Annotated in this window: 13 protein-coding genes; 9 read left to right on the top strand and 4 right to left on the bottom strand. The window is 42.3% G+C overall.

Annotated elements, in window-relative coordinates; genetic code table 11:
* The first annotated feature begins 9 nt into the window (after window positions 1-9).
* From UYC_RS0119910 to UYC_RS0119890, 5 genes are read left to right on the top strand one after another with little or no spacing between them, the layout of a single operon-like run.
* A complete protein-coding gene (locus UYC_RS0119910; protein ID WP_016879624.1) occupies window positions 10-1,059 on the top strand; it encodes a hypothetical protein in 1,050 nt (349 codons plus the stop codon).
* Between the two features lie 23 nt (window positions 1,060-1,082).
* Complete coding sequence (locus tag UYC_RS0119905; protein ID WP_016875555.1) at window positions 1,083-1,907, top strand: hypothetical protein; 825 nt, start codon at window positions 1,083-1,085, stop codon at window positions 1,905-1,907.
* Window positions 1,908-1,953: 46 nt separating this feature from the next.
* Window positions 1,954-2,628, top strand: a complete 675-nt coding sequence (locus UYC_RS0119900) for a hypothetical protein (RefSeq protein WP_016875556.1) — start codon at window positions 1,954-1,956, stop codon at window positions 2,626-2,628.
* Between the two features lie 18 nt (window positions 2,629-2,646).
* A complete protein-coding gene (locus UYC_RS0119895) occupies window positions 2,647-4,269 on the top strand; it encodes a TrbI/VirB10 family protein (protein ID WP_016875557.1) in 1,623 nt (540 codons plus the stop codon).
* A gap of 15 nt (window positions 4,270-4,284) precedes the next feature.
* On the top strand, window positions 4,285-4,863 hold the full coding sequence (locus tag UYC_RS0119890) for a hypothetical protein (RefSeq protein ID WP_016875558.1): 579 nt from the start codon (window positions 4,285-4,287) through the stop codon (window positions 4,861-4,863).
* On the opposite strand, the gene lnt is transcribed toward UYC_RS0119890, so the two are convergent.
* From lnt to UYC_RS0119875, 3 genes are all read right to left on the bottom strand, one after another.
* Window positions 4,852-6,438: an apolipoprotein N-acyltransferase gene (lnt, locus tag UYC_RS0119885; RefSeq protein WP_016875559.1), complete on the bottom strand. Its 1,587-nt coding sequence runs from the start codon at window positions 6,436-6,438 to the stop codon at window positions 4,852-4,854. The two genes, UYC_RS0119890 and lnt, sit on opposite strands and share 12 nt — an antisense overlap.
* Window positions 6,439-6,511: 73 nt before the next feature.
* Entirely contained in the window at window positions 6,512-9,094 is a 2,583-nt protein-coding gene (gene gyrA / locus UYC_RS0119880; protein ID WP_071588447.1) for a DNA gyrase subunit A, read from the bottom strand.
* 274 nt (window positions 9,095-9,368) lie between these two features.
* On the bottom strand, window positions 9,369-9,971 hold the full coding sequence (locus UYC_RS0119875) for a transglutaminase-like domain-containing protein (RefSeq protein ID WP_016875562.1): 603 nt from the start codon (window positions 9,969-9,971) through the stop codon (window positions 9,369-9,371).
* Window positions 9,972-10,722: 751 nt separating this feature from the next.
* Here UYC_RS0119875 and UYC_RS0119870 point away from each other — a divergent pair.
* The 3 genes from UYC_RS0119870 to UYC_RS0119860 all read left to right on the top strand — a co-directional run bounded on the left by UYC_RS0119870 (window position 10,723) and on the right by UYC_RS0119860 (window position 13,826).
* Entirely contained in the window at window positions 10,723-12,267 is a 1,545-nt protein-coding gene (locus UYC_RS0119870) for a vanadium-dependent haloperoxidase (RefSeq protein ID WP_016875563.1), read from the top strand.
* Window positions 12,268-12,433: 166 nt separating this feature from the next.
* Window positions 12,434-12,652: a hypothetical protein gene (locus tag UYC_RS0119865; RefSeq protein WP_016875564.1), complete on the top strand. Its 219-nt coding sequence runs from the start codon at window positions 12,434-12,436 to the stop codon at window positions 12,650-12,652.
* 202 nt (window positions 12,653-12,854) lie between these two features.
* A complete protein-coding gene (locus tag UYC_RS0119860) occupies window positions 12,855-13,826 on the top strand; it encodes a ribonuclease Z (protein WP_026087516.1) in 972 nt (323 codons plus the stop codon).
* A gap of 72 nt (window positions 13,827-13,898) precedes the next feature.
* On the opposite strand, the gene UYC_RS35655 is transcribed toward UYC_RS0119860, so the two are convergent.
* Window positions 13,899-14,156, bottom strand: a complete 258-nt coding sequence (locus tag UYC_RS35655; protein WP_051039354.1) for a cupin domain-containing protein — start codon at window positions 14,154-14,156, stop codon at window positions 13,899-13,901.
* Window positions 14,157-14,337: 181 nt separating this feature from the next.
* Between UYC_RS35655 and UYC_RS0119850 the strand changes: the two genes are divergently transcribed.
* Window positions 14,338-14,553 carry a hypothetical protein gene (locus tag UYC_RS0119850; RefSeq protein WP_016875567.1) on the top strand — a complete coding sequence of 72 codons (216 nt, stop codon included), beginning with the start codon at window positions 14,338-14,340 and terminating at the stop codon, window positions 14,551-14,553.
* Window positions 14,554-14,602 lie beyond the last annotated feature (49 nt).

Genomic DNA, 14,602 nt, shown 5'->3' with positions numbered 1-14,602 from the left:
GGATGAAAAATGCAGCTTGATAATTTAATTTTTTTTGCCCAAGCTGGTATTACTGATATTCTCGATAATGGTGTTACCACTGCTCAAAGTATTACCGAAAGTTGGGATCAACAATGGATAGATTTATTACAAAATAATAGCAGTGAAAATTTGTATGCAGCACTGACAAATTTAGGCATATTTTTTGCAGTAGGAACTCTGCTGTTTTTTATGGTGCAATGGTTGAGAGATGTTATACACGAGGATTATTCCCGCCCCATTTCGGCTTTGATTTGGCCTTTTATCGTCGTCATCCTATTAACTAATACAGGAAATGGCAGCGTGTTAGCAAATCTAACACTAGGAGTACGGAATTTCCTCAATACAGTCAACCAACAAGTAGTGACTACAGCAGATGCCAATAGAAATTACCAGCAAGCATTGAATATGGGTGTAGCTGAAGAAGTGGCTGGTTCTGCGCTGCGCCCTTGCCAATCGTTAACAGGCGAACAACAAAATCAATGCTTTGTCAGAGCTAGGGAAAAAATCGAAGTTCTTTGGCAAGAGTATAGAAATTTATACGGGGATAGAAATTGGATTAACAGATTGGAAAATAAGGTAAATCAGATAGCTTACGGTACCGGAAGTGTATCAGAAAATACGTTTAATGCTTTGTTGGGTTCCACAGTTCAAACTAGTATCAAAAACTTTTTAGTTTCCTTACAATACGCATTCCAAAATTTAATTGAAGCTACGATGTTACTGATAGCCGCATTAGGCCCCTTGGCTGTAGGTGGTTCTTTGTTACCGATCGCAGGAAAACCAATTTTTGCTTGGCTGACAGGGTTTTTATCGCTAGCAATTGCCAAAATTTCCTTCAACATCATTGCCGTATTAACGGCTACAGTGATTGTAAACGGCCCTGGAGAAAATGCGAGTGCCGATCCCGACTTGATGTGGTTCATGATTTTTATGGGAATTTTGGCACCAATTTTATCTTTGCTTTTGGCTGGTGCTGGGGGATTTGCAGTGTTTAATGCAGTTAGTAACACGACTTCTTGGACGAGGGAGAGAATATAACTAGTAGCAGGAGAGATTGGTAAATGGTGCGTTTATTACAAAAACAACAGCGAACAGTCAGCCTTTTGACAACCTTTGCGATCGCCACCTTTGGTTTGCACGCGTTGGCTCTATTTTTTTTGATATTTCAAGGCTTAACCATTCGCCAACTCAGCTTGAGAAAGCCCCCTGCCTTCGTACAGTTAGTAGATGGGCAACCAGTAGCAGCGGTAGATGATACTGAAAGAGATCCGGAGACGATTCGCCAATTTGTCAGTAAGACGATTACATCTATGTTTAACTGGTCTGGGACACTTCCGCCACAAAATATTGAAGAAGCAACAAAACCCAAACCAGATTTGGGAATACTGATTAAAACACCACAAGGCAATAGTCAAAGAGTTACCACCAGCAGTTGGATTGCCAGCTTTGCTTTATCAGAAGATTTTCGCAAAGGTTTTTTGAGCGAAATAGCGGCGATGACACCACCAGAAGTTTTCGCTAGGAATCCCAAGCAAGCCATGTCGGCGCAGATAAATATCAAGCGGGTTTATCCTCCCGAAAAAATTGCCGATGGGAAATGGCGAGTTGGGATAGTAGCCGATTTAATTCAACAAAAACGAGCAGATAATAGAAAAGTTATCGTTCCGTTTAATAAAGATTTACTTGTCCGTGCAGTCGATTATTTTGCTTATCCGTTAGACAGTAATAGCAGCGTTCTCCAAAAAGCAATTTATGGCGTTCGTACTGAGAGACTAGAAATTTATGAAATGCGAAATTTATGCTTGCTGGATGAATATAATAATCTCAGTTCTGAGCAATTGCAGCGGTGCGGAAATAACCAAAGTACAGAAAACTTTACAAGATAATTTTTTAGCTTATTAAGTCTATATAAATTTATTGAGTGAATTATTAATGCAGTTACTAAAGCGGGAAAATAATCAAAAAAGTATCTTACCACTGTTTGCGGTAGGAACTTTTAGTTTACATATTTTGACCCTACTATTACTCATGTTCCACGGCACCCTGTTGCAGCAGTTAAGTCGGCGCTTAACACCTCAAAGTTTAGTGCAACTTGCCGACGGTAGGGCAATCACAGTAGATCCAAGTCAAAATTTAGAACGTTATCCAGAAACAATTCGGCGCTTTGTCGGTCAAAGCATGACCTTAATGCTAACCTGGTCACAGCAACAACCACCAGAAACGGTATGGGAAATTAGTTCTCAATTGTTGGCTGCCGACGCCAAACAAAAAATTCACTCAGAAGTTATGAATTCAAATTCAGCAAACCAATTTGCAAATAGAGGTGCTGAAAGTGTTTTGATTGTACAACGAATTTCTCAACCGACTAAAATTGAGGATGGGAAGTGGAAAGTAGAGATGCAAGCAAATCAATTAATTTTTAGTAATTCCGACAAGCTAGGAAAATCAATCCCATTTAACAAGCAAATTTTAGTTCAATCCACAGAAACGCAAGCCACTTCACTACCCGATTTACCACTTCCTTGGCACCTAGCAACTTATCGACTAGGCGAAGCCAGACTAGAAATTTACAATATCTGTGATATCAAAGCTCAAAATTGTTCTTAAATCAAAGTGCACTTGATTATGACTCGATATTCAATTCCTTCAGACACTCACCCAGAAAATCTAGTGACTTCCACCACCGAAAATTACCAATCAGAAATAGATTTTTCCGATTGGGAATTACGGATGGCAAGATTGGTTGGTTTTGAAGAAGAAATTCCACCTACCGAGACTGAACAAGTAGAAGATTCACCCAACTTAAAGCCAACTCCTTCTCCAGTACAACCAGCACCAGCCGATCCCACCGAGCAACCCCTCTCATCCAATCCTTTTGCTAAGTTGGCTTTAGTCGGAACTGGTACTCTGATTTTGGTGCTGTTTGCCGGTATATTCTTAACGCAGTTAATGAATGGTAGTACTAAAAAACCAAGCAGAAATAATATTGTTGCTCCTCAAACGCGATCGCAACCAACCACAGAAACTCGCTTAGAACAACTCGAAGGAGAAGTAGAAACTCTCAAAACTAAATTAGCCCTTGCCGAACAAGCACAGGCAGTCAAATTAGCACAACAACAACTTAGAAATATCAAACCAGCATCACCAACACCAGCGCCAGTTCAACCAACTCCCAGAGCAAGACAAAACGTAGCACTGCAAAGAACACCAACACCTGTGCGAACAGTTTACGTGACTAGGGTAGTAGAACGCCCCGCTCAAGTACCGCAAACTCCACAGCCACCAGTAATTCCCCAGTTGCCACCATCCCCACCCCAATCCCCAGTAGCGAATACTCAACCCACCCCAACACCGACGCCAGATCCGCTGCAAGAATGGGCAAGATTAGCAAAATTAGGTAGCTACGGTCAAGTATTAGTTGCTGCTAAACCAAATAATGTTAACACCAGTAATCCCAGCACAGTTCAAAATGATACTCCAGAACCTATAGTAAATACTAGAACTAATAGAACGCCATCGCCCCGAACAAATACCAGATATCAGCCAAGGGAGGAAACACCAACTCCTGTGGTGAGCCAAGCCTCATCGGGAAGCTCGAAATCTATACCCGTAGGAACTAGTGCTAAAGCCGTTTTGGCAACAGGTGTATTTGGGGAAACTTCGAGAGCGACAAATAGCAGCAGGAACGAAAGTAGGAAAAACGTATTTGTGGTGCGTTTGAAAGAACCATTAAAAGCAGCAGATGGTTCTGTTGTATTGCCTGCAAAAACTGAGTTATTAACTGAAATTCGTTCTCTTTCCGATCAAGGTTTGTTGCAGCTCAATGTAGTAAAAGCGATTATTCAAAAGGATGGCAACCTGACGGAGAGAAGCTTACCAGAAAGTGCCATGCTGATTAACGGTTCTCAAGGTAAACCTCTAGTTGCCAATCAATTCTCCAAAAAAGGATCTCTTATGAGTAGGGATGCCGGACAATTTGTTTTGGGAGGCATTGGGAAAGCAGCAGAATTATTTAATCGCACAGAATCAGAAGTGATTACAACTGCCACAGGCACTGTTGTTTCTAATCGAAATCCCCGACGCAACATTTGGGCTGGAATTTTAGAAGGCGGTGTGAGAACAGTGGTTCCCCAAATTACCCAGCGCAATCAACAAGCAATCTCCCAAATGATGCAACGCACTAATGTTTGGTTTTTACCAGCAGGTACAGAAGTTGAAGTGTACATCAATCAATCCCTGCAGTTATAGAAGTAGTCTGCCCTCATGAAACACAAAATCAACTTCATAGCTCGTACTTTAGGTAGCTCTCATTTCCAGCATTTTGCTTCCTTGAGTTTCTCGGCAGCCATCTTACTACTAGCAAGTCGTGCTTTAGCCAATAACGCTGTTTTGCGTTCCATGTTTTCCTGTCAAGCACAGGGCTTAGGAGGAGCAGTGCCTACTATCACTGTTTCCTATCAGCAAGGGACAAACTTAAGCTTTATTCCGGCTGGAGAAATAATTAAAAAAGTTTGGTTAAACGATCCAACACAAGTAATTATGGACTTTGACGGGCCGATGTGTATGCAGTTCGGTTCACAGCCTAACGCTAATGTTGGAGATTGCAAGAACTCAGGAGCAAATGTCATTCAACTTAGACGCATTAAAAAGCTAAAAATCCCTGGCATCCCTAACGCTGAAAATACACTTTTAACAGTAGTTACTGAACGGCAAGGGCAAAACAAATTGTATACCTTCCGAATTCTCTATAGTGATGGTATTCCTGATTATCACACTTTAGCAATTTACCCTGATTCTGGCGGCCCTACTTCTTGTGTGAGAGATCCAAAGTCATCTTCGTAAATTAACTAACCAAATTCCTCCAGCAAATATCAACAGTAATGGTGTCAGCCAGTCACCCCAACGCACGTACAAAGTTTGCGTTTGGCGTCGGTAAATGGTTTCGGCATGAATTTCGTAGGTATTATGTCCAGATATCCACAAAGTTCTGCCGTGGGGATCTACAAAAGCTGAATATCCTGTATTTGTTGCTCGAACTGCCCATCTATCAGTTTCAATTGCTCGCATGATATCCTGAGCATGGTGCTGGGCTGGCATGGATGCACTGTAATGAGCATCGTTAGAGGCACTGAGTATAAACTGTCCACCCGCTGCTGCTTGACGGCGAAATAAATCAGAAAAAGCAGATTCATAACAAATACCAACGATCGCTCTACCAAAAGGCGTGTCAAATACTTGATTTGGTGAACCTGGAACCTGATGTTCATCTAAGGGTGACAATCGGCTAATGATACCGCCTAAAAATTCCTCAAAGGGAACATACTCGCCAATTGGCACTAACTTTGACTTGTCATAACGGCTAAAAATATTACCGTCACCTGTAACGGTAAACAAACTATTGGTATAGCTGCGCCCTTTTTCTCCAAAACCGCCGATCCAAGCCACAACACCTTTTTCTCGTACTGCTGCTACCAAAGAGCCACGCATAATGTCACGCTGGAAAAAAGGCAAGGCTCCTTCTGGTGTTAGTACTGCATCCACACCTTTATCTACTAGAGTTAGATATCCGCTAGTGTAACCTGCGATCGCGCGACGCAATCCTTCTGGATAAAGCTTGATTTGGTTAGGAATATTGCCTTGAATAATTCCCACTTGCAATGCTGCTTGTGGTGGTTGAGTTAGAGGGCGAGTGTATAAGCTAAAACCAATGAGGTGTAAGGAAATTAGTAGTGCAGTGGCAGATCCTAAATAAACGAACCACAAAGGACACAAAGGACGCGAAGAATTCTTTGTGTACTTCACTTCTTGGCGGTTTATCCAAGCTTCTGCAATCAAGCCATTAACTGCTACAATTGCTGCTGTGACAGCACTAGACCCGGAAAGTTGGCCGAGGTGTAAAATTACGAGATTATGCGGAGTTTGAGTGTAAGAAAGAGAACTCCACCATAAGGGGCCAGTACTCCAAAGAGTTTCTAAACCGCACCAAAGGGCTGTGCCAATAAGAACGCGAGTTAGAGGAGAATTCAGAACATCCCTTCTGCCTTCTTGCGACACAATCCATGAAAAACAAGTAGCCCAAATAGCAACTAGTGCCGCTCCCCAAAGAGTAATAAATATCCAGCAGAAAAGGGCAATTCCTAGACTTGCCAGCCAAGGTACTCCCATCCACGTCATGGGGTGAATGCCCGTAATCCAAGATAAGGCTATGCCGTGATAACCAATACCCCAGGCTACGCCAATTAAAAATTGAGAATTAAAAATTAAAAATAAAGGATTTTCTCTGTTATTTCTAATTTTTAATTTTTCATTCTTTATTATTAGAATCCACAGGGGAGCAAGGGCAAACCAAGCAAGAAACCAGGCGTTTACTGGTGCAACGGTAAGCCCCATCAAAATACCGCTTCCCAAGGCAATCATGGCGCGGAGAAAGAAGTCTCCGCGTCTGTTTGTCTCCGCGTTCCCGCGTCCTCTTATTTCCCCCTGTCCTTTTTTACTCTGCTTCTGCCGCATCACCAGAATCAGGAGGAACTATGGCAACTCCTGTAATTACGTCATCTTCGTCTAAGCGTTGTACGCGTACCCCAGTTGCAGAACGCGATTGAACAGAAATAGCATTGACTGCCTGCCGAATGATAATACCGCGGCTAGTGACCATCATGATCTCGTCATCGTTGTTGACGATGTGCAAAGTTGCTAGTTGGTCTTTAATTTTTCTGTTTTTGAATTTGGTTGCCATTAAACCTTGACCAGCACGATTTTGCAAGCGGAACTGAGCTACTGGTACGCGCTTACCGTATCCTCCCATTGTAATCACCAGCACCCAAGGGCCGTGATGACCGTTGCCCGGTACTTCTGTTGATTCCTCATTCTCGATATCTTCGGTTTCAATTTCTTCGATTTCCGCTTCTGAAATTGGGGTCAAATTATCAAGAATCGCAGCGGGGAGAATATCCATACCTACTAGTTCATCGCCAGCCCGCAGTTTCATAGCTTTCACACCACGGGTAGCACGTCCTAAAGGACGCAATTGCTCATGATCGCAGCGAAAATGAATTGCCATGCCTTGCCGGGAACCAATAAGCACACTATCTTCCACTCTTGCCCGTCGTACCCAGCGCAATTGATCGCCTTCTTCTAAAGAAATGGCAATTAAACCATTGGCACGAATGTGACTAAACGCTGTTAAGTCAGTTTTCTTGATATTACCGCCTTTTGTGAGCATAACTAGATATTCATCGCTAGTAAACTCACTCACAGGTACGATCGAAGTGATTTTTTCCTCTTTAGGAATGGGCAGCATCTGTACAATTGGTGTGCCGCGACTGGTACGGGAACCCACAGGAAGTTGATAAGCTTTCAGACAGTAGACAACACCACGTTCGCTAAAAAATAGCAGGCTGTCGTGATCGCAGCAAGTTAAGAAATGCTCAACACCATCATCTTCTTTTACCTTAGCTGCGGCTTTACCTCTAGTCGCACGGCTTTGCGCCTCAAAGGTGTTAACTGGCATACGCTTAATGTAACCTTGCTCAGTTAACAAAATTACAGCTTTTTCATTGGCAATTAAGTCTGTGTCTCCTAATTCTCCTTCTCCGTGCAGAATGATCGTGCGGCGTGGAGTAGCAAATTTTGCTTTAATTTGCTTAACTTCGGTTTCAATAATTTCCAGTATCCGTTCCCGCCGTGCCAATATATCGTTCAAGTCAGCAATCTGCGCTTGCAATTCCTCGTGTTCCTGACGAATTTTATCAGCTTCTAGGGCAGTTAACCGTCGCAGTTGCATCTGTAAGATGGCATCGGCTTGTGCTTCCGAAAGTCCATAAGTCGTGATTAATTCTCCCTTTGCCGAGGGTGTATCGGCGGCATGACGAATGAGGGCAATAATTGCATCAAGATGGGCAAGGGCAATCAATAATCCTTGCAGAATATGATCGCGTTCCTCGGCTTTACGCAACTCATACTGAGTGCGTCTGGTAATCGATTCGATCCGAAAATCCAGAAACACTTGTAAAAAGTTTTTCAGCGTTAGTATTTGGGGTTCGCCATTTACCAACGCCAGCATATTCGCCCCAAAGTTGGCTTGTAGTGGTGTTTGTTTGTAAAGGTTATTGAGCACTACTTTGGGATAGGCATCGCGCTTGAGTTCAATGACTATTCGCATCCCATCGCGATCGCTTTCATCCCGAATATCAGCTATACCTTCGATTCTCTTTTCATTTACTAACTCGGCAATTTTCTCAATCAACGCTGCCTTGTTAGTTTGATAAGGTAATTCGGTAATTATGATCGCTTCTCGTTCCGGGCGTCCTCGTTGTTGGATTGTTTCAATGTTTGCGACACCACGCATGGTGATGGAGCCGCGCCCTGTGGTGAAAGCTTCTCTAATTGCCGCAGTACCGAGAACTTGACCTCCCGTGGGAAAGTCTGGGCCGTGAACATACTGCATTAATTGGGTATCGGTTATTTCCGGGTTTCCAATCAGTGCTACCAACCCATCAATTAATTCGCCTAAATTGTGGGGTGGAATGTTGGTTGCCATCCCCACAGCAATTCCAGAAGAACCGTTTAACAATAACTGCGGAATCCTTGCTGGCAGCACAGTTGGTTCTTGCTGGGAACCGTCGAAGTTGTTAACAAAATCTACGGTTTCTGACTCGATATCTTGCAAAAGAGCGTCGCTAGTCAAAGCTTCTAAGCGACATTCGGTGTAACGCATTGCCGCAGGCGGATCGTTATCCACAGAGCCGAAGTTACCATGCCCCGCGATTAAGGGCGATCGCATGGAAAAATTCTGCGCCATCCGCACCAAGGCATCGTACACAGCCGTATCGCCGTGGGGGTGATATTTACCGAGAACCTCCCCCACCACACGCGCACATTTACGGAAGGGGCGATCTGAGGTCAACCCCAACTCGTGCATAGCGTAGAGAATCCGCCTATGTACAGGTTTCAGACCATCCCTGGCATCTGGCAGCGCCCGACCCACAATTACGCTCATCGCGTATTCCAGGTAAGACCTGGACATTTCGTTCCGTAGATCCGTGGGGATAATCCTCTCCTGAGAGGTTGCCATAACCTAAAAAACTCCAAGAACGATTAGTTTCAGCAATTAAAGCGAAAACAAGCAAAATTATTCCTAAATAAGCCTGAATAATTGCCATAATTTGTTATGATTTTAGCACATCCTGTCCTTTTCTGGCTGACCATGAAAAGTCTAAACTTTTATCCACTACCGAAACAAAAATAGCTAATAAATCTCTTGTAATAAGTTATTGTTTAAGAGGTGATAAATAACTAGCAAAAATTCAGTTAATAATTTTAAGAGAAACATTTCTTAAATCACAAAATTAGACCATACTGTCAAATAATTCTAAAGAAATATCTGGAAGATTTAAAAGCAAACTATCCCATGTGCTGGAAGCTTTTAAAGCCTCTACAACTAGTAGAAGTGGCTCAGATAAAATATTTTGAAAATCGGCTTCTCCTGGCAATTGAATTTTATAAGCCAATTGTTCTTTTGGAGGAACAAATTGAGCATCAATGCCGCTACGATTTCCCCTGGCATCAACACGATACCAACCTATTTCAGGTAAGTAAACTGCATTCAAACCATGTAAGCAATATGGTTCACCGTTGTCATTAATGCTCAATCTTTGATAGCAAAAGCCTGTTGGAATGTTATTGGCTCTGAGTAGTGCCGCTAGCAAATGACTTTTTGCATAGCAATAACCTGTTTTGTATTTGAGTACATCTGACGCTCGACAAGTTACAGGATTCATTTGATAGTCGCTGCTATGATAAATTTCATCTCGCACCCACTCAAAACACGCTTTGGCGATCGCTTCCAATGTTTGATGTTTGAATGCAATTTTTTTCGCAAGTTCCAAAACTGTACTATGTTGCCAGTCAATCACTTCAGTTACTTGCAGATATTCTTTCATTTTGCTCATTTATGAAAAAGTGTTGCATTTAAAATATTCAATTACTCTACCAATTACGCTTCGCTTAGAGGGTGAGAATTATATCTGGACTTCTCTGCCGCCCAGAATATCTAGAAAGCCCCTACGTTAATATACTTAAAGATTTGCAGAGAACTAGCAGAATATATCACAAATCTATCTAAAGATAGATATACAAATATTTCTTAAAGCAGTGTATCATTAGTCTATCTCTAAAACTGAAATTTAAGAGATACTACCGATTTGATATTTATCGATACGTCTCAAATTTGCTTACCTGTAGTAGTTCATTCTCAATTGTTTTGAAATCTTGAGAAGAACTAGCGATAAAATCATAAGCTTAGAAAACCGAATTTAAATAATTGCATATTTATCTAACTGGCTTTTTTGGATAGGGGAAAAAGTCAGAAAAATTAAGGAATTAAGCAAAGGTAAAAGTTTTTCTCATTTATATTGGGAGACTTTGAGCTAATTAATTGGCCTGAATAATAAATATATTGAGTACTTGATTTTATCTAGTACTCATATCTTCATGCCTGTTTAGTTCAAAGACTTTGTAGATAGGTTCTGGAAAACCGAAGTTTAGCAGTATAGCTATTTTCTTTTTCACAAAACGAATAAAGCTTCACCCTATTTCAAGGAGATAATCAGAGTTTTTATTCTTGATTGCCTTTGTGAAAAAACTTGAGCCTTTGGTGACTAACATTTTTCCTCAATTAATAATTCTTCAAAAATTAAATCAATGAAACTTAGTTTGCGTATTTTTACAATTCAAACAAGTATAGTGCTTGGACTAACTACAATTACTCCATTTGTAACCATACAGCCAAAAGTAATTGCTCAAGCAAGGGAAGAGTATGAATTTAACTGTGCTGGGCTAGGAGATATTCAACCCTCTCCAACAGACAACTACTTGATTCAGTGGAATAATGCTGCATTGCTAGCAATTAGGAATAGCAAGCCAGCCCCGACGGTAGTGGCGCGATCGCTTGCCATCTTAAACACAGCGATTTATGATGCTTGGTCAGCCTACGATCCAGTAGCCGACGGAACTCGGTTTGGCGACAAACTGCGTCGTCCAGGCTCAGAACAAACTTTGGCTAACAAAAACACAGCAGTTAGTTATGCTGCTTATCGAGTTTTGGTAGATCTATTTCCAACGCAGAAATCCATCTTTGATGATTTGATGGTTACGTTGGGGTATGATGCCAACAACACTTCAACAAATACTAAAACTGCCATTGGTATTGGTAACGTTACCTCCCAAGCTCTACTAAAATTCCGCCATCAAGACGGAGCGAACCAGTTAGGCAATCTAGCACCAGGAGCTTACTCTGACTATACAGGTTACAAACCAACTAACCTTCCTCTTGATGTATTCGATCCCAACAGCATTTACTCCACTGTGCTCGATCCCAACCGTTGGCAGCCTCTGATTGTCTCTGACGGGCAAGGTAGTAAAACTTCCCCTCAGAAATTTGCCACACCTCATTGGTATTTAGTAATTCCCTTTGCACTCAAAACAGCATCGGAATTTCGCTCTTCGGTTGGCAAAACTCATGATTTTGAAACACCAGGCTACAAGTCTCAGGCTGATGAATTGATTGGTTTAGCAGCTAGGTTAACCCCTCAGCAAAAAATGATTACCGAATACTGGGCAGACGGCCCAGGTTCTGAACTTCCTCCAGGACACTGGCATCTGTTTGGGCAATGTGTTTCTAAGCGCGATCGCCATATCCTAGATGATGACGTGAAAATGTTCTTTGCCTTATCCAATGCACTGTTTGATGCTAGCGTTGCTGCTTGGGATGCAAAGAGGAACTACGATTATGTACGTCCAATTACCGCTATTCGGTATTTATACAAGGGACAAGTAATTGCAGATTGGCGAGGTTCTGTACGAGGAGAAGAGTGGCTACCTTATCAAAAAGATACGGTAGTGACACCCCCATTCCCAGAGTTTGTTTCTGGTCATAGTACATTTAGTGCGGCTGGTGCAGAAATCTTGAAGCGGTTTACTGGTACAGACACTTTTAACTCCTCTGTTACCCAGAAGGCTGGTGTGCCATTTCGTGTACAACCGCAAAATCCCCCTGCACCCACACAAGATATCACCTTGTTTTGGTCTACCTTCACAGATGCTGCCGACGAAGCAGGCATCTCACGTCGCTACGGTGGAATTCATTTTGCCGATGGAGACTTGAGGGGCAGAAATCTTGGTCGTCAAGTTGCAACACGAGCATGGATTAGGGCGCAGGAATTGATTAGTGGTCGTGCCGAGAAGTAAATGGGTTTAAAGCCCATTTTCGTTACCAGGTTCAACCTGGTAACGAGGATTTGTGGGCTGCTGTCTCCAGGCTTTTCACTCGCGAGAATAGTAATCTCAGTCCTCAGATAGTGTGTAGCAAAGAATAGTATTTTTTAAGCTTGGCTTGTCAGTTGGAGAAATAGCCATGAATAAAGAAACTGTTCCTAATCAAGCCGAAAAGACGAACCCACAAGGCGATGAAACTCAGCTTAGTCCCGAAATGCTGGACAAGATTAAGCATCCTCCAAAAATGGACGATGTATTAAGGGATTTGCCGCCAGAGGAACTTAAAAATAATCAGGCTGTGGTACCGGAAATGCTTGATGAACCGAGCGATGAAATCATTGGTTTCACTAAAGACTAGTGAAACACAATTTCATATTAGACACCCGCGGGCAATAGCCCACAACAAGGGAATGAAAATCTCTTTTCTCTAACCCCTAGCCTAAGCGTCTCTAGCCCCTATTTTCAGGTGAATATTGCTGAGAGAGTATTTTTCTGGCTTCCGTGCCACTATATAAAATAGAGCGCAAAATTTTCAGCAAGACGGAGGCAAACTTAACACTGTGCAGATAACATTCTTAGGGACGAGTTCCGGTGTACCAACGCGATCGCGCAATGTTTCTAGTGTCGCCCTGAGATTACCACAAAGAGCAGAGGTGTGGTTGTTTGACTGTGGTGAAGGTACTCAGCACCAACTTTTACGAAGCGATCTTAAAAGTAGCCAACTCTCCCGAATTTTTATCACCCACATGCACGGCGATCATATCTTTGGCTTGATGGGTTTGCTTGCTAGTTGTGGCTTGGCAGGCAATGTGGAACGTATTGATATTTACGGGCCACCTGGATTAAACGAATACCTACAGTCAGCCCTGCGTTATTCTCACACCCATTTTTCCTACCCTGTCAAAGTTCATGCTATTCGTCCTGGGGTAATTTACGAAGACGATGAATTTATTGTTACCTGCGCTCCCTTGCATCACCGCATTACAACCTTCGGTTATCGCGTAGCTGAAAAAGATCGGCCAGGACGCTTTGATATCGAGAAAGCAAAGGAAATGCAAATTCCACCAGGTCGTGTTTACGGTCAACTCAAACGTGGTGAAACGGTAACGCTACCAGATGGGCGAGTTTTTCATGGCGCTCAATTTTGCGGCCCGACAGAAATTGGGCGCAAAATTGCTTATTGCACGGACACCATTTATTGTGAGAATGCAGTGGAATTAGCACGGGATGCAGATGTGTTAATTCACGAAGCAACTTTTTCTCATCAAGATGCAGAACTGGCTTTTCAACGGCTGCACTCTACATCTACAATGGCAGCGCAAACAGCTTTAGCTGCTGGGGCGCATCATTTACTTATGACTCATTTTAGCCCCCGCTATGCTCCTGGAAATTCTATAGAGTTAGGGGATCTACTTCAAGAAGCCCGTGCTATCTTTCCCAATACAAATATGGCTTATGATTTTATGATTTATGAAATACCCAGACGGCGTGATGCAGAGTTAAATGAGATGACTCTATCAAAATCAAGTTGAGCTAATTGATAAGCTTGTTGGGTCTCATGCTTCGACCCAACCTACAAAAATCATTACATCAAATTAGCCTGGTCACGCCACTAGAAATTCCAAATCCTGTCCTGATTTATTAAATATCTGATGGGGAATACCTGGTGAAACTTCCACCCCTTCATGTTGGCGTAAAACTTGACGCTTGCCAGCAATTTCTATGGTGGCTTCACCGGATAAAACAAAGAAAAACTGACGCGATCGCTGATGATAGTGTCTAATCTCTGAAGTTCCTGGTGGCATGAGACATTGTAGAGACGTGCCATGGCACGTCTCTACGTCAAGATGTGTTGCAAACATTTTTTGAATCGGTATTAGTAAAGAAAAATTAAATTGGGAAGATTACCAAAGATAGCAAAAATTTGTGTAGTAGACTACATAGTGAACTCGTTCTATATCTGAAAATGAGTTGATTAGCCAAATAATCACTCTTTTCACCCAACTAGGTTGGTATAAACTGTGTAACCATTGGGGAAGGACAATGCAGAATAGCTCTGATATTAAAGAATTCTACGAACAACAGGCACAACTTGCCGCAGCACAATTAGATTTTGGACTGCCTTTAACCACGTGTGAAGCAGAAGTTAGAGATGGAATTAACTCATGCTTTCAACCTTTCCCTGAAGCCAGAAAAACAGATGAGCTAGAAAATTCAGTTTACCAATTCAACAAAATTTTAGATAGTTTAGGTGCATAAACACTAAGTTTCCAATCGCGAAAGATAATCAACCTAAAAATGCGATCGC

The sequence above is a fragment of the Chlorogloeopsis fritschii PCC 6912 genome (genome assembly GCF_000317285.1).
Classification (GTDB): Bacteria; Cyanobacteriota; Cyanobacteriia; order Cyanobacteriales; family Nostocaceae; genus Chlorogloeopsis; species Chlorogloeopsis fritschii.
Note: the sequence above shows the minus strand (reverse complement) of the source record. Positions and strands in the feature narration are given on the sequence as shown.